The sequence below is a fragment of the Hahella sp. CR1 genome (assembly GCF_029813005.1).
In the GTDB taxonomy this organism is placed as follows: domain Bacteria; phylum Pseudomonadota; class Gammaproteobacteria; order Pseudomonadales; family Oleiphilaceae; genus Hahella.
In genome coordinates, this window is the sequence record NZ_JAPELK010000026.1 from 1 (window position 1) to 25,010 (window position 25,010).

Here is a 25,010-nt window from a genome sequence, read left to right on the forward strand (position 1 = left end):
AGCGTTATGCAACACGTACAGGCGCTTGCCCCAGCTGGTCTGAATAAGGGTGACTGGTCGCTCGTAGCCGTCCAGGTTCCGCCAGTATTGAATGCGCACGCCATTGCCGACGCCATCCAGCAATCCTTCCAGACGGTAAACGCCGCCGGTGCCCACGAACAAACGGGTGGGTTCGCCGCGTTGTTTCAGTACGTAGTGAGTGTCGTCGATCCGACGCAGCTCCAGATGCTCAGCCGAATTGAGGACGGTCTGGCCGGGATCCGCCAAAGGAAAATCAATGTAGCGGCCTTCGTCCGTGGTGAAGACCAGACGCCCTTCCTGTTCCTCCAGCTGCTGACACAGCATATGAGTCCAGCCCACGCCCAAACCGCGCTGATGGGGATTGGAGGATTTGTAGGTGCGTTTCCAGATGATAGGCAGAGGGCCGGCGACGGTGAAATCGGTCAGATCCAGCAATTCCTCGCCGGTGACCATGCTGATGGGTTCGCCGCTGGTGCAGACCTTTTTGTTATCCGGCGTGGTCGCGCCATTATCGTTGCTGCCGGATTTTTCGCTAACGCTGCTGTCGCTCGATGGTGACGCGGAGCCAGCTCCGCCGGACTTTTCGCACTCCTCGCAGAAAGGCAATTCATCTTTGGCGGTGTTCTTAAGCGCCTGTGCTTGCGCCTGCTCATCCACGGCGCTTTCCGAGGCTGCAGGAGCCGTCTGGGCGGGAGGCGCAGAATAGGTCTTGGGCGGAGCCTGATGACTGGTGGACTCTCTGGGTTTGCTTTCCCAACCCGGATTGCCATTAAGCGCGGTCACATCCATCACTTCGCCGGTAATCGCCGGCGGGGGCGGCGGCGTGGGGTTAGCGCGAGCGATTAATCTATCGGCAAGGCTAGGTGAGGCGCTCGTAGCCGTAAGGCTATCCTCATTGCTTTCTATTAAAGGGCAAAACGGTTTCTTCTTATCTTTAAATACGAGAAGAAACTCACCATTCTCCATCCCTCGCACAAGATCATTGCGCCACTTTGGAAATGCTTTTGAGCCTCTTCCTGGAAACATCCTCATAGAGGAGCGGAAGTAGTAACCGCTGAGATGGCTGACAACGTCACTGACTTTGAGGTCATTTTTCAAGCTGCGCTCAATGAATGAAGAGGCAAAGAATGGGGACTCTATATAAGGCAAGTCAGCGACGGTGATGTCAGACCAGTGCTTAATTTCGAACCAGCGGTTGGAATACATACAGGAACATCCCTTGTATAACTACTAGGCAGTCGAGAGAAGTGGCATTCTTACGACGAGTTTGGCTATAGGTGAGTTACAAATTGAAACAATATCTGGCTAATTTTAAATCAGCTTAGACTTGATTGGGATGAGGGAATGGGTCTAGTCCTATTGGGTGGCGTGGAGCTGGAAATAATTTCATCCCTATGGCTGGTGTAGGCGTCATCTCCGATGAGATAGAATCTATGCCGTTTTAATGCTGGGCGCCCGGCATTCATGCGTTATGCGCTTGATATGTCGTTGCATTTGTTACTCTGGAAATCAGTGCGGAGTCAGGGCTCTTTGGCTTGATCAATAGTCTGGGCGCAGAGGGATGAACTTTTTTGATGCTTCTCCATTTTATATCTTCTGGGTATGCCTTTTCACAAAAGTCAGCGTCCAAAAATCCGTAAAAAATCAGGTATTACTGACGGCTTTCAGTTTGTTTTGACGCTCTGTCTGTAATGGTTGATAAGTGATCGGCCCTTGATTTATGCAAGATGGGCGACGGTCATATAGAATTGCAGAAAACCGAATTTGAACTTGGCCTCTAATCAATCAAAATGAGGCGACAAAAAATTAATCATGCTGATGGAAGGGTTAGACCATGGCGGGACCGAAGCAAGATAAACAGCTCCTGACGATTAAGTCTCCGTTAGGGGCGGATGTGCTTGTAATGAAAAAACTCAAGGTAACGGAATGCCTGTCAGAGCCGTTTGAAACGACTGCGACGGTCTGGAGTACAGATTACAACATTGATCCAAACGCTATCGTTGGTAAAGAAGTTACCATCAGCGTGCATGCGGACCCCAGTAAACCCAGGCACTTTTCGGGCATCGTAACCCAGATGTCCGCGCACCAGATTGAAGAGAACCATTACAGAGAGTACAGGCTCAAGATGGTTCCGTGGTTTTCCCTGCTCAATTATCGTCGAGATTGCCGGATCTTTCAGGAACTGACCGTTCAAAAAATTATTGATAAAGTCTTTAGTGAATTAGGTTTTTCAGATGTTAGCTGGCGCTTGCAAAAAACTTATGAAAACCGGGTTTATTGCGTGCAATATCGTGAGACTGATTTCGACTTCGTCTCACGCTTGTTGGAGGAAGAGGGGATCTATTACTACTTCCAGCACGAAGAAGGCAAGCATACGCTGGTGCTTAGCGATAACGCTAAAGGATATGAATCGGTATCCGAGTCCTCTTTGGATGTCACCGACGGCGCCCACACCAAATTCAAAATCAGCAGCTGGGAGCATGCGTACCAGCTTGTCAGCGGAAAAGTTTCTTTAACGGATTATAACTTCGAAACTCCCGCCACCAGTTTGGCGGTTTTTCAGGGTACTAAGGTCAAGCTGCCTAATATCAGTAAGTTTGAAGTTTATGATTACCCTGGCGAGTATGCGCAGAAAGGGGAGGGCGATGGTTACGCGAAGACCCGCATGGAAACATTGGAGAGCGGCTATTCACTGGTTAATGCGGAAAGCAATTATCCTTCGATGTGTTCAGGTTATATCTTTACGGTAGGGGTCCATCCTGACTCGAAGGAAAGTAAAGAAAAGTATGTTGTCGCCAGTGTGACGCATAACGCGGAAGAGGGGAGCTATCGAGCTGGCGTTGAATCCGCGCCGCATTATTCCAACTCATTTCAATGCGCCCCCAGCACAACGATTATGCGTCCAACTCTGAAGACGCCAAAGCCTGTAATAAGCGGTACACAAACGGCGTTGGTTGTCGGTCCGTCAGCGGATGAGATTTATACGGATGAGTTTGGCCGGATTAAAGTTCAGTTTTATTGGGATCGCTTGGGCAAGAAAGACGACAAGAGTTCCTGCTGGATTCGTGTTGCGCAGATATGGAGCGGTAAAAACTGGGGCGCGCAGTATATTCCGAGAATCGGCCAAGAAGTGGTGATCTCTTTCCTTGAAGGGGACCCGGATCGTCCTCTGATTATCGGGAGCGTATACAATGCGGAGCAAATGCCTCCCTACGAATTGCCAGCGAAAAAGACCCATACCGGCGTTAAGTCACGTTCTTCCAAAGGCGGTGGAACAGAAGACTATAACGAAATTATGCTCATCGACGAAAAAGGCGAAGAGCTGATTCGTGTCCACGCTCAAAAAGACAGAGACATTACGGTTGAAAACGACGATACAGAAAGCGTCGGAAATAACCAGTCCATCAGTGTCGTTAAGAATCAGACTGAGGAAGTTGGCGAAAACCGTACTATCAATATCGGTAAAAACGACAGCCTGACTGTTGGTGAAAATCAGAGCATTGATATCGGTAAAAACAAAGATGAAGTCATTGGTGAAAACTCATCGCTGAATGTCGGCAAAAATGTAACGGTTGAGATTGGCAAGGACCGTACTGAGTCGATTAAAGGCAAACACACTGAGTCCATTACCAAAGAGTACTCGGTTGACGCCAAGAGTGTTCAGATCACGGCTAAGGACGAGATTACCTTGCAGGTGGGTAAAGCCAGCATCACCATGAAAAAGAATGGCGATATCACTATCAACGGCAATAAGATAAATACCAAAGCCTCGGGCGTGATTACCATGAAAGGTAGCCAGATCAAGGAAAACTGATCCGGAAATCTACAGTATTTGTTCTGTTCATTATCGCGCTCCATACAGGGGCGCGATTTTTTTGCCCACTACTACCCCGGTAAACTCGGCTTATCTCACCTTACTCTTTTTCTGTTTTAGACTCACCTGAGGGCTTGGTTGTAGTTGTCTTTTCGTTGTGAGGAGGATGTGTCTCTTCCGACGTTGGTTTCTCCGTTTGTCTGGCGTCTTTATTCGGTTTGCTGAGCTGCTCGTTTTCGGCGACAAAGTGCAGGCCCATTTCAAATGCCTTTTGAGTAAACTCCAGCACTTTGTCAAAACCTTCATCGGATAGCTGACGCGCTGCGTCATGGCGGCGATAGATGTTTATAAATTTGCGCTCACGCTCATACTGCAGCGGAAGTCGACCCAGCCCCCAGTCATTGAGGATGCGCCACAACTCTGGGTTATAGGTGCGTGTATATTTGAGGATAAAAGGGACGGGATCATTGCGGGCCAGTAGAGCCGCCAGGCGAAGAATGAGCTCGAATGAAATCGTCGCCGTACCATTTTCGACCGCTTCCCACAGGCTTTTGTCTTTTAGGCTTAATGAATCACTGAGTTCATGGATAGTGAGGCCTGCAACTTCACGTAAGTCTTTCAGAGACTGCCCTGCGGCGGCCATAAGCTTCAACTGGTCTTGATTTTTCAGGATGGTTTTGCCGACGCGAATGGAGCTATCGGTGGTTAACTTGGCGATTTTCAGAGCGGAGGAGGTTAATTCACTGATGCGGTTAAACCAGCCGCTTTCATCACCTTTGGCGGTGGCTGTTTTGGCTTTTGTTGAAGGCTTGTGCGTTGCAGGCATTGAGGCGCTGTCCTTGGCGTCTGTCCTGGCTGGTGAAGCGCCGGACTTCTTGGGAATGTCTCCAGACATAAGATGACCTGCAACGATGAATATCTTGTTGCACTGTCAATTAAAAAGTGAATGAAGTCAATGACGTTAGCAGAATCAGGCTTCTGCTAACGTCAGTATGGGATTAGCTTTTAGAGTCCGCGATTTGCTGTTGCATGGTTAGCACGTCCACCAGAATTTCGCCGGTCTCACGCGCTACAAAATCGAGATCTTTCTTCGAGGGCGCTTGCGCCGATTGTTCTTCCTGATAGGTCTCGTACTCTTTGTAATTCTTAAACTGACTCTCTTTCTTGGCCGCGCGCTTCAGGTTGACGTACGCCAACTCACGATCCTGCAGTTTTTTCAGTTCCTGTTTGCGGACATCTTCGCGCAAGGAGATGGTTTTTTGCGCTTTGGTTTCTTTTAAGAAGTCGATTTCCTGCAGTAAAGCCTGGTACTCGGCGTTTTTCTCCATGCGGGTATCATGGTTTTTCGCTAAGTCTGAAATCAGTGGACTGAAGTTGCCATATCTACGGTGTGCGACAGCATCGATATGGTCCCAGGGCAGGGCTTGCGGTAATGCATCTTCACCGATCTCACTCTTGTCGATTGCGGATGGAATAACGACATCCGGAGTGACTCCTTTGTGCTGAGTGCTGCCCCCTGAAATACGGTAGAACTTGGCTTCAGTAATTTTCAGTTGGCCATGGCTGAGGCCGCGTACAGATTGGACGGTTCCTTTACCGAAGGTTTGTTCGCCAATGATAACGCCGCGTCCGTAATCCTGAATGGCCGCTGCGAAAATCTCGGAAGCGGAAGCGCTCATGCGGTTAACCATGACTGCGAGAGGGCCGGTGTAGGCGATTTGCTCATCCGGGTCGTCGTAAACACGCACGCGGTTGTCTGCTGTGCGCACTTGCACCGTTGGGCCTTCCTGAATAAAGAGGCCAGTCAACTGAATCGCTTCCTGCAAAGCCCCGCCGCCATTATCGCGCAGGTCAATGATCAGGCCGTCAATGCCCTCGGCTTTCAGCTCATTGAGGAGCTTGTTCACGTCACGCGTGGTGCTGCGATAGTTCGGATCGCCTGCCTGCATTGCGCGGAAATCGGCGTAGAAGGTGGGGATGTCGATAACGCCTAACTTGTATTCGCGTCCGCCACGATTGATGTTAAGAACGTGCTTTTGAGCGGATTGATCTTCCAGGTCCACTTTATCCCGTACGATGTTGATGATACGGGTTTCTGAGTCGTTACTGGCGGTGGCGGGGATAACTTCCAGCCTTACCACAGACTTTTTAGGGCCGCGGATCAGGTCCACCACTTCCTCCAGACGCCATCCCACGACATCGACGATTTCGCCTTTGTCGCCCTGACCAACGCCGACGATACGGTCAGCAGGTTTGAGCTTGCCGTTCTTATCGGCGGGACCAGCCGGCACTAATCTGACGACCTTGGTGTGCTCGTTATCCGATTGCAATACAGCGCCTATGCCTTCCAGCGACAGGGACATATTGATATTGAAGTTTTCGGAGTTGCGAGGCGAAAAATACTGGGTATGAGGATCGTAAATATTGGTCAGCGCATTCATATATGCCTGAAATACGTCCTCTGAGCGGGACTGCCTGATACGACTTAGCTGACTTTCGTAACGCTTACGCAGGCCGTTGCTGATGTCTTCGTCGGTTTTGCCAAGCAAGCGTTGACTCAATATGGCGCTCTTCAGACGTTTGCGCCAGAGGTTATCAAGCTCGCCTTCGGTCTTCGCCCAAGGCGCTTCCTCTCTGTCGATGAGGATTTCTTCGTCTTTTTTGAAATCCAGTTTATCGACGCCGGTGTCGAGCAGGCCGGTAATGTAGCCCAGGCGGCCGACAATGCGTGACTGGAAGCGATTGTAGATGCGGAAAGCGGGATCAAGCTGACCGGATTTAATAGCGCCATCAAGTCGATATCGATAGTTTTCAAACTCGTCGATATCGCTTTGGGTGAAGTAGATGCGCTGTGGGTCGAGATATTTTATGTAGTTATCCAACACCTCTGAGGATACTTCGCCATCTATTTTCAGGCTGCGGTAGTGAGCGTACTGCAGTTGTCTGGCGATATCCCTGCTGGCTTTTTCCTGGTCCGCGGTAGGGGACAGGTTGAGATAGTCCGGGTTTTCCGTCTTGGCTCCAGAAGCGACGGCGGCGTTGCCGGCCAGCGCCAGTGAGCACAGGGAGGTAAACAGGACAGCGTAGAGACTGCGGCGTTGTAACAAAAACATATGTTTAAACTTATTCACGACTAAATCCGGGATAATTGTGCAAGGGTATAAATACTCCACAGCTTTTATACAGTATTAACACTTTGATTGTAGGCCAGATACGAAGTTCCAACTAGTATCTATTCATCACCAATTGTAAGCCTTTGCAATGGCGGACAATCAAAAGCGAATTCAGTCTGCATCTGCTGGAAATGCCGATGAAGTTTTACACTCACCTAGTTTCTAGAGTTAATGCTGGGTTGCAAAAAAGCAAATGACAATCTATTCATAATGGCCGCTAATTGCCCAAGGTGTGAAGAGGCGCTCAGGATAGGCGCTAGGTGCGATGATGCAGAGGGCGAATTGGTAGAAAAGTAAGAATGTGGTGTTTTTTATTTTTCTAAACGACGTCCGTCCCTTCCAGTGAACATTGGGTTTCGCTGGAAGGGACGACAATATCTTGCGTTTATTGAGCTGAGTTAAATGGGCGCTACTCGAAAATTGCGCCTTTCTCCGCTAGTGATACCAGTAATGCGGGAGGCGCGAACCGGTCTCCATGGCGATCGCGGAGATAGTTGGCGCGCTCGACAAACTGGCGCAAGCCGTATTGGTTGGCGTACTGGATAGCGCCCCCTGTCCAAGGGGCGAAGCCCAAGCCGAAGATGCTGCCAATGTTGGCGTCCTTAACCGAGCGTAAAACGTTTTCCTCCAGGCAACGCATGGTTTCCAGCGACTGAATGAACAGCAAGCGGTCCTTTAGCTCTTGCAGGTCGGTGTTTTGAGTTATCGTCATGTCGGTATATTTTTCCACGAGCTTTGGCCAAAGGTGTTTGGCGCCCTGTTGGGGATACTCGTAGAAGCCTGCCCCGGCGGCTTTACCTTTACGTTCAAGCTCGCTCACCATCGCGTCAATTACCTGCTCTGCGGGATGCGGGGACCATTTGCCGCCATTCGCCTCAACATCCTTGCGGGATTGATCTCTGATATGAGTCATCAGGGTCAAACTGACTTCGTCTGACAGAGCAAGCGGCCCGACCGGCATTCCTGCAAGCTGTGCGGCGTTTTCGATGGCGGCGGGATGTACGCCTTCCGCCAGCATGGCGACGCCTTCATTGACGAAAGTGCCAAAGACGCGTGATGTGAAGAAGCCCCGACTGTCGTTTACAACGATAGGAACCTTGCCGATCTGCATGACAAAGTCGAAGGCCTTGGCCAGGGTTTCTTGTGAAGTGGACTCGCCTACAATAATTTCCACTAACTGCATCTTATCCACAGGGGAGAAGAAGTGCAGCCCGATAAACTTCTCTGAGTCTCTGGAAGCCTGAGCGAGCTGTGTGATGGGAATAGTAGAGGTGTTGGAGGCGAAAATACCCTCTTGGCGTAGCATCGGCTCGCTTTCCTGGGTCACCTTGGCCTTCAATTCACTGTTTTCAAATACCGCTTCAATAATGAGGTCGCAACCCTCCATTAAGCTGACGTCAGTGGTGGGCGTGATGCGGTCGAGCACGTCTTGTTTTTGGGCTTCTGTCATGCGTCCCTGGCTGACCTTTTTGCCAAGAATTTTATCGGAGTAGGCTTTGCCTTTTTCCGCAGAAGCTTGCTCTACATCTTTGAGCACGACTTGCAGCCCTCTTTGCGCGCAGGCGTAGGCGATGCCTGAGCCCATCATGCCAGCGCCCAGTACGCCGACTTTGCTCATTTTGTGTGTTGGAATGTCTTTCGGACGACTTTGTCCCGCCTTTAAATCATTTAGCTGAAACCAGAAGGTTCCAATCATATTTTTCGCCACCTGGCTGGTGGTGAGATAGGTAAAATAGCGGGACTCTATTTTCTGGGCGGTGTCGAAGTCTACCTGCGCGCCTTCTACAGCGGCGGACATGATGGCCTCCGGGGCGGGGTAGCAACCCTTGGTTTTTGCTTTCAATATGGCGGGAGCAATCGCCAGCATCTGCGCCACTTTGGGGTTGCTGGGCGAGCCTCCGGGAATTTTGTAGCCCTTTGCATCCCAGGGTTGTTGGGGAGATGGGTTTGCTTTTATCCAGGCGCGCGCGGCGTTAATAAGCTCCTCAGGACTTTCGGCCAGCTCATGCAGCAGGCCCATCGATAAGGCTTTTTGTGGGGATAGCTTTTTTCCTTCCAGTAGAAGAGGGAGCGCTTTTTCCAGGCCCAGATATCTAGGGAGACGGACGACGCCGCCTCCGCCGGGCAATAACCCTAGCGTTACCTCCGGCAAGCCCAGTTCAATTCGTTCGTCCGCCAATGCGATACGTGCATGGCAGGCCAGCGCCAGTTCCCAGCCCCCGCCCAGAGCGGCTCCATTGATCGCCGCGACGACAGGTCGCCCCAACAGCTCAAGTTGGCGCAGAGGTTGGGTAATGCTTGTTGTCAGCATGTCCAGAAAGTCCTGGGCATGTTCTTTATTTACCTGAATCAGCTCTCTCAGATCGCCGCCGGCGAAGAAGGTCTTCTTGGCTGAAGTAATAATGACGCCAGCAATATGTTCCCTGTCTTGCTGCAGGCGTTGCAGAGTGTCGCGGAAAGCTTCGCGGAACTCCGTATTCATGGTGTTGGCGCTCTGGCCGGGCATGTCCATGGTCAGAAGGACGATGTTTTCTTGGTCTTTTTCGTAGCGTATGGCAGTCATGTCATCTCTCGCTTGTCATTGTCCGGTAGTAGTGTCTGACGCTGTTCAGAGTCGTTCGATGATGGTGGCGATGCCCATGCCTCCGCCTACGCAAAGCGTGGCCAAACCATATCGCAGCTGACGGCGCTCCAATTCGTCCAGCAATGAACCAAGGATCATGGCGCCTGTCGCGCCGAGAGGGTGTCCCATAGCGATGGCTCCACCGTTCACATTGACCTTGTCGTCAGGGACGTCCATTTCTCTCTGAAACTTAAGGACAACCGCGGCGAAGGCCTCGTTCACTTCAAATAGATCTATATCGGATACGGACAATCCTGCTTTTTGCAGTGCTTTGCGGGTGGCGGGAGCCGGTCCCGTCAGCATTATCGTGGGATCTGAGCCGGTGACAGCCGTCGCTACGATGCGAGCGCGGGGCTTCAAACCCAGTTGATCGCCTTTTTGCTTTGAACCGATCAATAGCGCTGCTGCGCCGTCGACAATGCCGGAGGAGTTGCCGGGGGTATGCACATGGTTGATACGTTCAACGAAGGGATATTTCTCCTTCGGTACGAAGTCGAAACCCATCTCTCCCATCATCTGGAAGGACGGCTTCAATTGCGACAAGCCCTCCAGTGAGGTTTCTGGGCGAATCAGTTCGTCTTCTTCCAGCAGGATAAGGTCGTTCCGATCTGTCACCGGAACAATGGACTTTTTGAATAGACCCTGACGTCTCGCCTCTGATGCTTTGCGTTGAGAGTTCACTGCAAACTCATCCACCTGCGCTCGGGAAAATCCTTCTATCGTCGCGATCAAGTCGGCGCTGACGCCCTGTGGAATAAAGTGGGTGCGTAGATTAGTGGCCGGGTCCAGCGCCCAGGCGCCGCCGTCGCTGCCCATAGGAACCCGTGACATGGATTCAACGCCGCCCGCAACCACCAGATCCTCCCATCCGGAACGGATCTTCATTGCAGCAAGGTTCACCGCCTCCAGGCCTGACGCACAAAAGCGGCTCAATGTGACGCCTGCCGCCTCATTGCTCCAGCCGGCGACAAGGGCGGCGGTTTTGGCGATGTCCGCTCCTTGATCTCCGACGGGAGTCACGCATCCCATCACAATATCGTCCACTTGTTGAGTGTCGAGTTGGTTGCGTTGCTGCAATGAGCTCAATATCCCTGCGAGCAGGTCGACGGGTTTTACTTCGTAAAGGGAGCCGTCTTTTTTACCCCGACCACGCGGCGTGCGAACACTGTCATAGATGAAAGCGTCTGTGTCCATGAATCGTACCTTCTTGTTTTATTGAACGCTGATGACGTTATTTACCTTATGCGAGGGGCCTTTGCGGAGAAATGACAGGAACAAACAACCCCATTGGCGAAAACATCCAGTTTGCTTAGGCGTGCGAGCCCGCAATGGCGAGGCGAACGGTCTGGTCTATTATTAAGTCGGAGCGAAGGTCAAATATGAGTCGTGGCTGTTCGCCCGGAATCCAACTGCAGGTGTGAGATGAAAGGGGTTATCAGGAGGCGCTATGTCTATTCTCGACAATGTTTATAACTATTATGAAAAATTAGTGTTGGAGGAGCTGGCCAAGCAGATGGAAGGGCAGGAGCCTGATGAGGATTTTCTGACTGACGCTGTGTGTGTTGCGTTAAACCACTTGCCCGCCCGTTATTTTCGCCACGGTGTGGATATGGCGTTCTACCTTTCTTCGGATGAGTTCTTGAAGATGCAGGAGGAAGTCGTAGGCGCCGTCGCGAAAGCTGTCACATATGTAAAAGAGGGGCATCGAGACTAGGTATTGTCGAGGTCGAGCTATAGCGGCGTTTGCCGCAGCCCTCCGCCGCAATGATTAGCGGCGGCGAGGCTTTGGCTTGATCAATACGAATCAGTCGCGATGAGGGTGTGGTTGTAACTTGACGACAATACCTTCCAGAGCTGTACGCAGGCGCTTATCCAGGTCTTGTGCTGCGCCATTGTCATCCGTCCTGGCGGTCGCCCACTGCAGGACTATCTGCTCAAACTTACTGATAGGGCTTTCCAACGGTGCGGATTGCTGCATGCCGGCGGTGAGTCGCTCTACTTGCAGCTGCATGCGCCGGGTTTTCTCTTCCGCAGGACTCTCCATTTCCGCCAGGATTTCCGCAGTAAGAACGAGGTCGCGAGCTTCGTCCTGAGAAATCTCTTTCAGGCTTCCCGCCTGTGCGAATTGAGATAGCGCATTTTCAAACTGGGCTTTATGCGGCGCCTGCAGTTCATCCAGCTCGGTCGGCCACTCAACGCTTTGGGCGTCTGTCAGCGTCCGGATGTGCGCGCCGTTATCAAGGATGCCTCCCCAGTAGTGGATATAGGATGTCTTGGTGCGTTGTTCCAATGCTTTGCGACAGGTTCTAACGGCGTTTTTGAAACGGCCGTGTAACTCTTTGCCATGATCGCCCAAGTGACCCAGGTCGCTGAAGGCTTCAGACAGCGACGCCAGAGCGCTTTCCGTGCTTTCGTCAGGATGCTCCGCCAGTGCGATAGCGGCGGTCACCAGCTCTTCCGCTCTTTGTACGTTATGTTGCTGTTCTTCATGATGCTTTTGACGAGTTTCGTTCAGGCGGCCGAATATCTGGTCGCAAGCTTTGCGGAACTCGCTCCACAGGCGCCGATCTTCACGATGATCGGTAATGCCCGCTGATTGCCATTCTTTCTGTAACGCTTTGGCTTGATGGGTGGCGGTGCGGATATCTTCTTCCGCGATCAAAGCTTCCGCGCGTTTAACAATGTCGGCCTTAATTGCCTGATTGCGCGCTTTTTCGCCGCTGAGTCGTTCATCCAGGGACTTCAGCAACTCATTGAAATGCTTTTGCGCCTGCTTGCCGTGTTGCGGGTCAACCGGATAGTACTGACGCCATTCTTCCCGCGCCTTGCGATTGATCTTATCCACCATTTTCCAGTCTGGCGCGTCCCAATCCACGGAGTCGATGAAGCCGCGTAATTGATGGACAATTTCCTGACGCTTATTGAGGTTAACCTCTTTGAGCTTTTCTTCCTCGCTGAAAAACTCTCTGCATGGCTCGTAGGCTTTTTCGGACGCGTCGCGGAAGCGGTTCCATAGCGACTGATCGGATGAGCCTCCGAGTGTGCGCCACTCTTTTTGTAATTCGCGAATACGCTGAGCTTTAAGGTGCGGCTCCAGGTGTTGGTCAGCCAGATGCTCCATACGTTCGCACAATTCTTCCTGTTTCGGTCGGGTAGCGAAACCTTGCCAGTCCTTCAGATCCTCCAGACGCTTCTGCTCCAATCGGAAGCGGGCGGTCAGGTCGTGCGCAATCTTGGCGGGAAGACGTTCCAGTGTGCGAGCGATGTCCTTATTTAGTTTCAGGGCGCGTTTTACAGCGCCTTCATCAATCGCATCGCTTAACTGCTGAATATATTTCTGCACTTCTTGCTTTAAGCGCTTCTGATCCTGGATATGCTGGGCCTGGATGGTATGGATCTCGCCCATAAGCTCCGCTGCTTTGGATAGTAGCGACGGTCTTTGGTAGCCGGATGGCCATTCCACCTCATCCACCATTTGCCGAATCTTTTTCAGAGTATGGCGGCTATCTTTGGACTCGCTGTCGCCTTTCTCCTTAAATTCTTCCGCCTGTTTGATCGACGTATCAAGATCCCCTCGCAGGTTGCTGAGCTTGTGCAGGCAGGAGTAGTAATGGCGAACTTCGCCCATTGCGGCTTGGTAACGCTTTTGCTCGTGTTTGCTGACTTTGTGGTCGCGAGTCGCTTCCAGCCAACGATTTTCCTGTGTCTTTATCAGCGCATCCAAGGCGGATAACTCGCTGGGCGTACTCAAGGGCGCAGCCTGTAACTTTTCGATAGTGTTTTCCAGCTCGGAGCAGGTGGCGTCACGTTCTGTTTGCAACTCCTGCGTTTGCGCCTCTTCATGCGCGGTGGCCTTGGCTTCGTCCTCCATCGCTGTGGCTCTGGTGCGGCAAGTGTCCAGTGCGGTTTGGATGCGTTGTTGTAAATCGACAAAGCGCGCGGGCGCCAGTGTCTGGAGCGTGCGCTCCAGGGCATGTAGTTTTTCTGGGTAGTAACGTGTGACGTCTGTTTTGGCGTGATTTTCAAGTGTTAGACAAAAAGCTTCGATTTCCTGACGTGCGGCGGCTTCTTGCTTTTCCTGGTCTTTTTCTTGTTTCAGTTTGCCTTTGACTAACTGAAACAGACCTTTATCTTTGGTTTTCGCCACTTTGGCGAGACGTTCAAGGGCGCTAGGCTCCTGGATATGGTCCGCCGCTTTCATGCGGACCTTACTAAGATGATGTTCCGTGGCGATTTTCTCCAGCATCGGGGAATTGTTGTCCCCTAGCGCCTTTAAAAATGCTGGGAGCTGGGTTTCCTCGTTCAGGGCGCCAAGAATCGTGAACAGCAATTCATCGGAGGCTTGTTTAAGATTTTGGGCGACAAAGCTGTCGAAATTGCTGGATGCGCCTTGTATAAGAGACTGCAGGCGCGCTTTGGAAGCATCCCGAACGACTTTATCTTTGTCGTTGGTGAATTTAAGCAGGTCTTCGATTTTTATCACTTTTTTCAGCGCCGCCTGGCGCACTTCGGCTTCTGAGTCTTTTGCGATAACCTGTTCGAGGATGCTGCGCTGCTCTGGTATATTCCAATCAAGTTCGTTGATCGCGTCCAACCTGGTTTGCGGGTTGTTACTTTGCCACTTGGGCTTGAATAGCTTGTTTAGCAGGGTCGGCATGAAAGGTTCCTGAAAGTTCAATTATCGGGCCTTGAGTTCTTGCGGAAAGACTACTGGCGGCATACTGCGTCGCTACGGACGTGCGATCTGGTCACCGTTCGCGCTATGCTCATTTGCGCGACAGCATAGTCTACTCTCGTTGTTGGCGTCTCGAAAGGGTTGGGCGTAAATCCGCCGCCTTTAATAAAACGCCAGACTGTTTGTATATTGATCGATAAGTGTAAGGTTTAATTATGGACGCTTCCGCCAACCCTGATTTTGAAAAAATAAAACAGGCGCTTTTGGCAAAATCGTTAAGATTGCTCGCCCGTCGGGAATATGCCGAGCGCGAACTTCGCCGCAAACTTGAGGCTGGAGGCGCCGATACCGATGCCGTGGAAGCGGTGATCGCCCATCTGCTGGAGAATAATTGGCTGAGCGATTTACGCTATGCGGAGATCCTGGTTCGGCATAGAGCAGGGCAAGGCTATGGTCCAATAAGAATCACAGCGGAGTTGAAGCAACAAGGTGTGGAGCAGGACCTGGTCAGAAAGGCGTTTGCGGAATCCGGCGTAGACTGGTTTGAACGGGCTGAGGCGACCCTGAATAAGCGATTTCGAGAGCGACCGGAAACCCCCGTCGAGCTGCAAAAACAGAAGCGTTACCTGATTCAAAGAGGGTTCAACTTTGACGAAATCAATGAGGCGGTAAAGGCTGATGCGGACGAGTTCTGAGGGGGAAAGGCCTTAAAGCATTGGCGGCGTGACTCGGAATGGGGCGGGAATAGCTGGTGTTTCCTCTGTCATCCCGTCGACTCCTGAGTTTGGGCCGTCTTCATTTTGAGCGACGCTGCCATCTTCCGCACTGGGCTGAGTCATCCATACCAGGACGTCGTAATAGCGACGAATATTCTGCACATAATGTACCGGCTCCCAGCCACGAGCGTAGCCGTAGCGAGTCTTCACATACCATTTCTTCTGCTGTAACAATGGCAGCGCCTGTTTGACGTCAATCCATTTGTCCTGATCCATGCCTTGCATTTTGGCCAGCGCGCGGGCGTCTTCCAGGTGTCCAAGGCCGATATTGTAGGCGGCCAGCGCCATCCAGGTGCGGTCTGGCTCCGCAATACGCTCAGAGATACGCTGCTTGATGCGGCTGAAGTAGCCAGCACCGCCGAAGATGCTTTGCTCAGGATTAAGCCGGTTCTTAACGTTCATCTCCTTGGCGGTGGGCAGCGTCAGCATCATCAGCCCTCTTACGCCGGTAGGAGAGGTGGCGTAGGGGCGCCAGTGGGATTCCTGGTAACCAATGGAAGCCAGCAGTCGCCAATCGACTTCGAACTTTTCAGACGCCTGTTTAAAAGTCGGCTCAAACTTAGGCAGTCTGTCTTTGATATGGCTGATATAGGTGCGCGCGCCCACGTAATTCAGCTGATTCACGTGCCCGAAATAGCGTTCCTGCAGATAGATCAGCGTGCCGTCTTCTTTGATTTGTTTAATGAATTCGTCCGCTTTCTGAATGAGGGACATGTCTTCGCCGGGTGGGAATATCCAGCTGATCTGTAACGGCTCCATTAAAGGAAAGGCTTCCCGTGCGCGGGGGAACATGGCCTTATGAATTTCGTATTCCCGGGAGTTGACGATGGCGTATTCGTATTCCCCTTCTTCAATCAGGCGCATGATTTCGGATGTTTCCATATCCGCCGCTTCCAGCCAGTCCATATCGGGAAGACGAGAATCTTTAACCTGCCGCAGGAACTCTGCTTGCGCCGTCTGCGCAGGGATAATCATTTTGCCCCCAATCAGATCGTCTACCTGCTTTGGCTTGGGGCTGCCGTTTCGAAACAACACCAGAGGCTGAATTTCCAGATACTCAGAGCTGAAGCGGAGGCCGGGACTTTGCGCGGAAGCCGCCAGGCGACTCAGGCCGACAGCGGCCAGATTGGTGTAGTTTTGTTCGAGGACTGTGTAGGCTTCGTCAAGATCGCTGGCGACCCGTAGTCGCAACTCGACGCCGAGATATTCCGAAAACTTTTTCGCCAGCTCATATTCAAAACCGGCGGGGCCGTCCCGGTCTTCATAATAAGTGGTGGGGGCGTTGCGAGTGATAACGTGAAGGACGCCCTCCTGCTCAATCTTCTCCAGCGTCGTAGGGCGGCTGCATGCGCTCAGGTTGGCGATAAGCGCTGCTGCGGTCAGCGTCTGAATACCGCTCCTAATCAGTTTGTTCAGGAAACGTCCTGTTCGCCATGAATGAGTGCAGGCTGAAGCAAGCAATATCAGTTCCGGTTATAAACAAAGGGGCTCAATACTTAACAGTAACAAATCAAGTTGCAAGTTAACTGTAGTTAAACTGTGAAAAATCTTGTCGATTTATGTACAAAGCGTTACTGGCCCGGGTTAGCCCGCAAGCTGCGCCGCGCTTATGGCGAGGCCTCTTAAAAGTGGCTCAATGGCTTGATATCTATTATCATTAGCGCCTCTTTTTTCCAGCCTAGAGGCCATCAGTCAGAGATATGTTTGAACTCCGTGGCGCACCAGCCCTCTCCCCATTTCGGCGCGAAAAACTACTCAAGAATATCCAGGAACAGGCTCCTGAAGTCCAGTCAGTGTATGCCGAATACATGCACTTCGTTGATTTGGAAGGAGACCTTTCCGCAGATCAACGCACCGTTCTGGATCGCTTGCTTCAATACGGGCCACAAGGTCAGAGCGAAATGCCAAGCGGCACTCTGTTTCTGGTTGTTCCCCGTCCCGGCACTATTTCTCCATGGTCGAGCAAGGCGACGGACATCGCACATAATTGCGGACTGACGGCGATACGTCGTATCGAAAGAGGCGTGGCTTACCATATTGGCAGCTCAGAACAACTGAGCAGCGAACGCCGCGCGGCGATCGCGGCGATACTGCACGATCGCATGACGCAATCCGTGTTCCATGAGATAGCGGGGGCGGAGCTTCTATTTGCTCATGCTGAGCCCAAGCCGATGACAACGGTCGATATCCTGGCTGATGGTCGTGACGCGTTGGCGGAGGCTAACCGCTCAATGGGGCTGGCTCTGGCGGAAGACGAAATTGACTATCTCACCAGCGCTTTCACTGAGTTGGGACGCAACCCCACGGATGTTGAGTTGATGATGTTCGCTCAGGCGAACTCAGAACACTGTCGTCACAAGATCTTTAATGCGACCTGGGAAATTGATGGCGAAGCTCAGTCGCACTCGCTGTTTGGCATGATCCGCAACACCTATGAGCAAGGTGGCGAAGACGTGCTCTCCGCGTATCGCGATAACGCTGCGGTAATTAAAGGTGGTCAGGGTGGGCGTTTCTTCCCTGATCACCGAACCAAGGTTTATGGATATAACGTTGAAGATATTCATATCCTTATGAAGGTGGAGACGCACAACCACCCAACGGCTATTTCTCCCTTCGCAGGCGCTTCAACGGGGTCCGGCGGAGAAATTCGCGATGAGGGCGCGACTGGCATTGGCGCTAAACCCAAAGCGGGTCTGACCGGCTTCACTGTTTCTAACCTTAATATTCCTGGTTACAAGCAGCCATGGGAAGGCGATTACGGCAAACCGGAACGCATCGTATCCGCTTTGCAAATTATGCTGGATGGCCCAATTGGCGGCGCGGCGTTTAACAATGAATTTGGCCGGCCGGCGTTGTGTGGATACTTCCGTACCTATGAAGAACAGGTGCCTGGCGTAAACGGTATTGAATGGCGGGGTTACCACAAGCCGATCATGATCGCTGGCGGCATGGGCAACATTCGCGGTTCCCATGTGGAAAAGAAAGATATTCCTGTCGACGCCAAGTTGATCGTATTGGGCGGTCCTGCGATGTTGATCGGTCTGGGTGGTGGAGCCGCGTCTTCTATGGACAGCGGTGCTGGCCAGGAGGATCTCGACTTCGCCTCTGTACAACGGGATAACCCGGAAATGGAGAGACGTTGCCAGGAAGTGATTGATCGCTGCTGGCAGTTGGGGGATGACAACCCGATTCTGTTTATCCATGACGTTGGCGCGGGCGGTTTGTCCAACGCATTGCCTGAGCTGGTAAAAGATGGCGGTCGCGGCGGATTGTTCGAACTACGGGATGTGCCTAACGATGAACCTGGCATGTCGCCGCTGGAAATCTGGTGTAACGAATCTCAAGAGCGTTATGTCATGGCGGTTGCGGAGCAGGATATGGAGCTGTTTGATCAGCTCTGTCGACGTGAGCGTTGTCCTTACGCGGTCGTAGGCTCTGCGACGGAAGAATTGAAGATTCAAGTCTCTGACGAATACTTTGCTAACAGCCCGGTAGATCTTCCGATGTCGGTTCTGTTTGGCAAACCGCCAAAAATGCACCGCACTATAGAGCGGAAGAGCTTCACTAAGCCCATTTTTGATTCCACTGCCTTGGACCTCAAAGAGGCGGCGGAGAGAATTCTCCGGTTGCCCAGTGTCGCGTCCAAGAGCTTCCTGATCACCATCGGCGACCGCTCTGTGACGGGAATGGTTTCCAGAGACCAGATGGTTGGCCCATGGCAGACGCCAGTTTCCGATGTGGCGGTAACTACGGCAAGTTTTGACACCTATCGCGGCGAAGCGATGGCGATGGGGGAAAGAACGCCGATTGCGCTGATTGACCCTCCTTCATCCGGTCGTATGGCGGTAGGTGAGACGATTACCAACCTCGCCGCTGCAAAAATAGAAAAGCTGTCAGACATTAAACTGTCTGCGAACTGGATGGCTGCAGCCGGACATCCAGGTGAAGACGAGGCTTTGTTCGAAACGGTCAAAGCGGTAGGTATGGAGCTGTGCCCCAAGTTAGGCATCACCATTCCTGTGGGCAAAGACTCCATGTCTATGAAGACGGTATGGGAGGAGGGCGAGAAGCAGAAGTCCATGACTGCGCCTCTGTCCCTGATTGTGAGTGGTTTCGCGCCGGTTGAGGATGTACGCAAGACATTGACGCCGGAAATGGATTTGTCCGCGCCATCCAAACTGCTACTTATAGACCTGGGCGCAGGTAAGAATCGACTGGGCGGTTCTGCGTTGGCGCAGGTTTATCGTTCCGTCGGCGCAGTGGCTCCGGATTTGGATAACCCTGAAGAGTTAGCGGCCTTTTTCGCATGCATCCAGAAGCTGAACGGAGAGGGCAAACTCAAGGCTTATCATGACCGTTCCGACGGCGGCGTGTTTACTACTTTGTGTGAAATGGCGTTCGCCAGCCGCTGCGGCATGACTATTTGCTTTGATGGTTTGGTAAAAGACCGTACTCATATCGCCCGCGAGTTGTTTAATGAAGAGCTCGGCGCTGTGGTGCAGGTATCGGAAGAGCATGTTGAGGATGTGAAGGCCTGTTTTGCTGACGCGGGATTGGCGGATCATGTTGTCGTACTGGGCGAGCCTCATGCCGACCAATCAGTCAAATTCCAGCATGAAGGACAAACCGTTCTCGGTTATAGCAGGGCCGCGTTGCAAAAGATCTGGGCTGAGACCAGCTATCGTATGCAGGCCATGCGGGATAACAGCGAGTGTGCGGCCGAGGAATTTGCCACTATTGATGATGACAGCGATCCGGGCTTGAGCGCCAAGCTTACTTACGACGTCAACGAAGATATTGCAGCTCCCTTCGTTAATCGCGGCGCCAAGCCAAAAATTGTGGTGCTGCGAGAGCAGGGCGTGAATAGTCAGGCTGAAATGGCGGCGGCGTTCGATAGAGCCGGCTTCAGCGCGGTTGACGTGCATATGAGCGATATCCTGTCGGGCGCGGTCTCTCTGAGTCAGTTCAAAGCCTTGGCGGCGTGCGGGGGCTTCTCGTTTGGCGACGTGTTAGGCGCGGGTGAGGGATGGGCTAAATCCATTCTGTTTAATGCTCGTGCAAGAGACCAGTTTGAGGCGTTCTTCCATCGCAAAGACACCTTCGCGCTTGGCGTCTGTAACGGCTGTCAGATGATTTCAAACCTGAAAGAACTGATTCCTGGCGCTGATTCCTGGCCGCGCTTTGTGCGTAACCGCTCTGAACAGTACGAAGCTCGTGTTGCGATGGTGGAAGTGTTGGACTCGCCGTCCATATTGTTCCAGGGAATGGCGGGCTCCATGATGCCTATCGCAGTGGCGCATGGAGAAGGTCTGGCGGAAGTGGGTCCTGAAGGGGCATCGGCTTTAATGGCTCAGAAAAATGTGGCGCTGCGGTTTGTGGATAACTATGGCCGTCCCACCATGTCGCATCCATTTAACCCTAACGGCTCTCCGCTGGGCATCGCCTCTGTGTGTAACGATGACGGGCGTATCACCGTCATGATGCCGCATCCAGAAAGGGTGTTCCGCGCTGTTGCTAACTCCTGGCGTCCTTCCACTTGGAGTGAAGACGGCGCATGGATGAGGATGTTCCGTAACGCGAGGGTATGGCTGGGCTAATTCCAGGACGCAATGATGATATTTAAGGGTGAGAGACATTGGTCTCCGCCCTTATTCTCCGCTGAATCTGTTCATTTTCAGGGCTCTTCGCCACGTTAGATAAAAAATCTCCGTTTTCCTTTTCAAGCGTCTAAATTAGGCTATGCTTTTCTGCGCTATTATTTTTTGTCAGAAAAGGTAACAAAGTGTACGTCATCGCTAGTTGCAAAACTTGATGTGCTCAAAAAACGCTCGCATGAATTGCGGAGCCTGCCGGAAAATCCCTATCGCGGCCTAAAAATGAGGCCTTTTCGTCTGCATTATTTCTGTTTATTCACACCAGAAATATCTATGTCAAGTAGCATCTAAAAATATTTCAAAGATGTTGTGGTGTCAGCGTTGACAAATATAACTTATTGATAAATATTGGTATTTCTATCCTGTTTAATTCGTCGCCAATTTGTCCCGGGCATAGGCCCTATGGGCGATTTGGGGGGAAGTTAAGTATTTATCCCCAAAGTTATCCACAGAATCTGTGGAGAACTCTAATTTCTCAGTCAGGGTAGTAATTTAGTGTCTGCCTGTGGATAAAATTTAAACTGTAATGGAAGAGAAATGTATAAATTAAGCTTTTTTGTTCCTGAATCGCATATGGAAACCGTAAAAGAAGCAGTCTTTACTGCGGGGGGCGGAAAGATCGGCGATTACGATCGCTGCAGCTGGCAGACAAAGGGTGTTGGACAATTTCGTCCTTTGGACGGCAGTTCTCCATTCTTGGGAAGTGTCGGTGAGGTTGAACTGGTCGAAGAATATAAAGTGGAGTTGGTGGTTGAGGATGCATTGATCGCGTCGGTGGTGGCGGCAATGAAGCTGGCGCATCCTTACGAAGAGCCGGCATACGACGTATACCGGCTTGAAAGCATCTGACGGCGCATTGTTATGCAAAGTGCCTGAAGAGGAGGGTTAATCCTTGGGAATGCCGGTGTGAATATCTTTCACATGGACAGGAAAGGAGTTGCTTTTACGGTCTTGGAAATACTGCTGCAGCGTTATTTTTACCGTAGGAAATGCGATTTCATCCCAGGGAATATCGCTTTCTGAAAACAATTGTACGTCGAGGCTCTCCTCCCCGGCGGCGAACTCTCCATTAATTACGTTGGCGCGGTAAAAAATATGCACCTGACCGATATGGGGGACGCTGATCATCGTATACAGGCCGTCCAGGTCCACACGCGCTTGCGCCTCCTCCCACGTTTCTCGCATGGCGGCTTCTGAAGTGGTTTCCTGCATTTCCATAAAGCCGGCGGGCAAAGTCCAAAAACCTAATCTGGGTTCGATGGCGCGCTTGCAAAGCAAAATACGGTCGCCATAAACGGGAAGCGTGCCGGCAACGATTTTAGGGTTTATGTAGTGGATGGCCTGGCAGTTGCCGCAGACATGTCTCGGCCGGTTATCTCCTGCGGGAATCTTATGCTCGACGGGTTGGCCGCATTGGCTGCAATACTTCATGATCAGATGAACAGTCTCACTGGTTGTCTTTTTATTAGCCGAAAATAAGCGTTCGCAATTTTGGGGTTCTTTTTGAATATCGAGCCTCATATTGCACCATACATTACCCCGGACTTGTATGGTATCTTTCCTTGTTTTCCTCACTTAGTCGTTTGTCATGCTCGATAAAATCATCGCAACTTTATCCTCCAACCAACCGCGACGTTTTCCCAGTGACTTTCCAGAAGCGGCGGTTCTGGTGCCGATTACTAGAGAGGATTGTCCTCAAATTATCCTGACCAGACGCGCTGAGCATATGAAGACTCATAGCGGGCAGGTCGCATTCCCGGGAGGAATGCGAGACCCTTCAGATCAGAACTTGCGAGACACTGCGTTGCGGGAGACGTTTGAGGAAGTCGGGGTGTCGCCTGAAAAGATAGAAGTGGTTGGCGGTCTTAACCAAGTTGTGTCCCGCCATGGTATAGCCGTCACTCCTTATGTTGGGATCGTCGACCCTGAAGCAGAGCTGATCCCAGACCCAAATGAATTGCATAGTGTATTCAAAGCGCCGGTAAGCTTTTTCTTGGAAAATGAGCCGGATCGACTGGATAAGATCAATTTTGAACAGTATCGGTTACAGGTGCCTTGTTGGTATTACGGCGATTATGAAATCTGGGGCGTTTCCGCAATCATATTGATGGATTTTTTCAGAGTTTCATTTAACCGAAGAATTGGCAGTTTTACTGAAGATAGGGATTGAACGCATATGAGGTTTAATTTAGGCGATGATCAGACTGAAATATCTGAGGATGGATGCTTTGTAGCTCCAAATGCTGCTGTTATAGGGCGAGTGATAATGCGCCCTCAATCCAGTGTTTGGTTTGGCGCAGTGGTCCGAGCGGATAACGATCAAATAACCATTGGTCCAAAATCGAACGTTCAGGATTGTGCAGTGTTACACACAGACTCTGGCTGTCCTATTGTCCTGGGAGAGGGAGTGACTGTCGGGCACCACGCCATGCTGCACGGATGTGATGTGGGTGACTACAGTCTGATTGGCATCAATGCGGTTGTGCTTAATGGCGCCAAAATTGGACGCTTTTGTATCATTGGCGCCAATGCATTGATTCCCGAAGGTGTTGAGATCCCAGATGGCAGTTTGGTTATTGGCTCTCCAGGAAGAGTAAAGCGTGAGTTGAGTGAGGAAGAAAAGAGGCAGCTTATCGCCAGCGCTGAACACTATGTAGAAAATGCACTCAAGTATACGCGCACGTTGCAGCCGGCCTGATTTGCACATTTATGAAAGAGAATTCGAATCGAATAAATGGTGAGCGAGTTGTGCGCTCGCCATGCGTCAGTATCTGCGCTTTGGATGACGATGACATATGTATTGGTTGTCATCGCAGCGTTGAGGAAATAGCTGCTTGGTCTCGAATGAGTAACGAACAGCGCACGGATGTGTTGAAGAAAGTGGCTGACAGAGAGCGTAAGTCTGTCATTTGAGTCGCTTAATAATGAATAGGAGCAAAAGGCTATGGTAAGAATTGGTACTCCGCTGACGGATGTTGCAACACGCGCAATGCTATTGGGAAGTGGGGAGCTGGGAAAAGAGGTTGCGATTGAACTGCAGCGATTTGGCGTGGAAGTCATTGCAGTGGACCGCTACCCAAACGCGCCAGCAATGCAGGTGGCTCACCGCGCACATGTCATCGATATGCTCGATCCTAAACAACTGCGGGCGTTGGTTGAGCTCGAAGCTCCTGATTTCATAATCCCTGAAATTGAGGCGATTGCGACAGCTGAACTGCTTGAGCTTGAACGAAGCGGCTTCAATGTCGTGCCCACCGCTCGTGCGGCCAACTTGACTATGAACCGCGAGGGAATCCGTCGATTGGCGGCGGAGGAGTTGGGGCTGAAAACCTCACCTTATGCATTTGCTGCCGATTTTGACTCCTTTCGCAATGCTGTGAGCTCAATTGGCGCCCCTTGTGTCGTCAAGCCAATTATGAGTTCCTCGGGGAAAGGCCAAAGCGTTATATGTAGTGAAAGTGATATTGAGCGCGCTTGGCGATACGCCCAAGAGGGAGGGCGAGCGGGACAGGGCAAGGTAATCGTAGAGGGATTCGTAGACTTCGATTATGAAATTACGCTTTTAACTCTGCGGCATGCAGGAGGGACTTCCTTTTGTGATCCTATTGGCCATTTGCAGGTTGATGGAGACTACCGGGTAAGCTGGCAGCCTCATCCTATGAGTGCTTTGGCACTGGACGCTGCACAGAATATAGCGGAAAAAGTGACTGCGGCTCTGGGCGGATATGGGATTTTTGGTGTGGAACTCTTCGTAAAAGGTGACGAAGTCTATTTCAGTGAGGTGTCGCCACGGCCCCATGATACCGGATTGGTTACCTTGGTTTCTCAGAACCTGTCGGAGTTCGCTTTGCATGCAAGGGCATTATTAGGTCTGCCGGTTCCTTCAATTAAACAAATGGGGCCGTCTGCTTCCGTTGCGTTATTAGTAGAGGGCGAATCATCCCGAGTCTGCTTTTCTTCACTTGAAGCTGCGTTAAGTAATCCAGACGTACAAGTGAGACTTTTTGGCAAACCGGAAGTTTACGGCAAGCGTCGAATGGGCGTGGTTTTGACTCAGTCTGAAAGTATGGTCGAGGCAAAGGAGCTTGCGCAGAAGGCGGCTGACAGTATTGTCGTTGAGCTTGAGCCAGAAATGAAACAAGAGTGAGCTTGTAAAATAAAAATAGCGTGCTTTACTTGTAAATTGCCCCTCAGAAACTTTTCTTAAAAAAGTTAAAAAATGGAGTTGACGGGAAAAAGGAGGGGCGTATAATGCGCCCCACTTCGACGGGGAA

Annotated in this window: 17 protein-coding genes; 9 read left to right on the forward strand and 8 right to left on the reverse strand. The window is 51.5% G+C overall.

What is annotated here, in order from left to right; all coding sequences use genetic code 11:
* The coding region (locus tag ONV78_RS30940) for a DUF6531 domain-containing protein (protein ID WP_279508448.1) at window positions 1-1,227 on the reverse strand (1,227 nt) is incomplete at its 3' end.
* A 628-nt stretch (window positions 1,228-1,855) separates the two neighbouring features.
* Between ONV78_RS30940 and tssI the strand changes: the two genes are divergently transcribed.
* Window positions 1,856-3,835, forward strand: a complete 1,980-nt coding sequence (tssI, locus tag ONV78_RS30945; RefSeq protein WP_279508449.1) for a type VI secretion system tip protein TssI/VgrG — start codon at window positions 1,856-1,858, stop codon at window positions 3,833-3,835.
* A gap of 100 nt (window positions 3,836-3,935) precedes the next feature.
* Here the strand turns inward: tssI and ONV78_RS30950 are convergent, their stop codons facing one another.
* The 4 genes from ONV78_RS30950 to ONV78_RS30965 form a co-directional block, all read right to left on the reverse strand.
* Window positions 3,936-4,730 carry an XRE family transcriptional regulator gene (locus tag ONV78_RS30950; RefSeq protein ID WP_279508450.1) on the reverse strand — a complete coding sequence of 265 codons (795 nt, stop codon included), beginning with the start codon at window positions 4,728-4,730 and terminating at the stop codon, window positions 3,936-3,938.
* Between the two features lie 103 nt (window positions 4,731-4,833).
* On the reverse strand, window positions 4,834-6,966 hold the full coding sequence (locus ONV78_RS30955) for a carboxy terminal-processing peptidase (protein WP_279508451.1): 2,133 nt from the start codon (window positions 6,964-6,966) through the stop codon (window positions 4,834-4,836).
* Between the two features lie 451 nt (window positions 6,967-7,417).
* Window positions 7,418-9,571: a 3-hydroxyacyl-CoA dehydrogenase NAD-binding domain-containing protein gene (locus tag ONV78_RS30960; protein WP_279508452.1), complete on the reverse strand. Its 2,154-nt coding sequence runs from the start codon at window positions 9,569-9,571 to the stop codon at window positions 7,418-7,420.
* A 45-nt stretch (window positions 9,572-9,616) separates the two neighbouring features.
* Entirely contained in the window at window positions 9,617-10,825 is a 1,209-nt protein-coding gene (locus tag ONV78_RS30965; protein ID WP_279508453.1) for an acetyl-CoA C-acetyltransferase, read from the reverse strand.
* A 253-nt stretch (window positions 10,826-11,078) separates the two neighbouring features.
* Between ONV78_RS30965 and ONV78_RS30970 the strand changes: the two genes are divergently transcribed.
* The gene (locus ONV78_RS30970; protein WP_011396085.1) at window positions 11,079-11,345 is read left to right on the forward strand and encodes a late competence development ComFB family protein; all 267 of its coding nucleotides are present in this window, start codon (window positions 11,079-11,081) and stop codon (window positions 11,343-11,345) included.
* A 90-nt stretch (window positions 11,346-11,435) separates the two neighbouring features.
* On the opposite strand, the gene ONV78_RS30975 is transcribed toward ONV78_RS30970, so the two are convergent.
* A complete protein-coding gene (locus ONV78_RS30975; protein WP_279508455.1) occupies window positions 11,436-14,288 on the reverse strand; it encodes a DUF349 domain-containing protein in 2,853 nt (950 codons plus the stop codon).
* 233 nt (window positions 14,289-14,521) lie between these two features.
* Here ONV78_RS30975 and ONV78_RS30980 point away from each other — a divergent pair, with 233 nt between their 5' ends.
* Window positions 14,522-15,001, forward strand: coding sequence for a regulatory protein RecX (locus ONV78_RS30980; RefSeq protein ID WP_279508456.1), 480 nt, complete (start codon window positions 14,522-14,524; stop codon window positions 14,999-15,001).
* A gap of 12 nt (window positions 15,002-15,013) precedes the next feature.
* Here the strand turns inward: ONV78_RS30980 and mltF are convergent, their stop codons facing one another.
* Window positions 15,014-16,543: a membrane-bound lytic murein transglycosylase MltF gene (gene mltF / locus ONV78_RS30985; protein ID WP_279508457.1), complete on the reverse strand. Its 1,530-nt coding sequence runs from the start codon at window positions 16,541-16,543 to the stop codon at window positions 15,014-15,016.
* 239 nt (window positions 16,544-16,782) lie between these two features.
* Here mltF and purL point away from each other — a divergent pair, with 239 nt between their 5' ends.
* Window positions 16,783-20,679 (forward strand): phosphoribosylformylglycinamidine synthase, encoded by a 3,897-nt coding sequence (purL, locus tag ONV78_RS30990; protein ID WP_279508458.1) that lies wholly within the window; start codon window positions 16,783-16,785, stop codon window positions 20,677-20,679.
* A gap of 594 nt (window positions 20,680-21,273) precedes the next feature.
* On the forward strand, window positions 21,274-21,585 hold the full coding sequence (locus ONV78_RS30995) for a YqfO family protein (RefSeq protein ID WP_216739009.1): 312 nt from the start codon (window positions 21,274-21,276) through the stop codon (window positions 21,583-21,585).
* A 36-nt stretch (window positions 21,586-21,621) separates the two neighbouring features.
* Here the strand turns inward: ONV78_RS30995 and ONV78_RS31000 are convergent, their stop codons facing one another.
* Window positions 21,622-22,167, reverse strand: a complete 546-nt coding sequence (locus tag ONV78_RS31000; RefSeq protein ID WP_279508460.1) for an NUDIX hydrolase — start codon at window positions 22,165-22,167, stop codon at window positions 21,622-21,624.
* Window positions 22,168-22,324: 157 nt separating this feature from the next.
* Between ONV78_RS31000 and ONV78_RS31005 the strand changes: the two genes are divergently transcribed.
* Genes ONV78_RS31005 through purT form a run of 4 tightly spaced genes read left to right on the forward strand, consistent with a single transcriptional unit; the run spans window position 22,325 to window position 24,883 of the window.
* Complete coding sequence (locus ONV78_RS31005; RefSeq protein WP_279508461.1) at window positions 22,325-22,906, forward strand: CoA pyrophosphatase; 582 nt, start codon at window positions 22,325-22,327, stop codon at window positions 22,904-22,906.
* A gap of 6 nt (window positions 22,907-22,912) precedes the next feature.
* The gene (locus tag ONV78_RS31010) at window positions 22,913-23,434 is read left to right on the forward strand and encodes a gamma carbonic anhydrase family protein (RefSeq protein WP_279508463.1); all 522 of its coding nucleotides are present in this window, start codon (window positions 22,913-22,915) and stop codon (window positions 23,432-23,434) included.
* Between the two features lie 11 nt (window positions 23,435-23,445).
* Window positions 23,446-23,649: a DUF1289 domain-containing protein gene (locus ONV78_RS31015; RefSeq protein WP_279508465.1), complete on the forward strand. Its 204-nt coding sequence runs from the start codon at window positions 23,446-23,448 to the stop codon at window positions 23,647-23,649.
* 31 nt (window positions 23,650-23,680) lie between these two features.
* Window positions 23,681-24,883, forward strand: a complete 1,203-nt coding sequence (purT, locus tag ONV78_RS31020) for a formate-dependent phosphoribosylglycinamide formyltransferase (protein WP_279508467.1) — start codon at window positions 23,681-23,683, stop codon at window positions 24,881-24,883.
* Window positions 24,884-25,010: the final 127 nt, after the last annotated feature.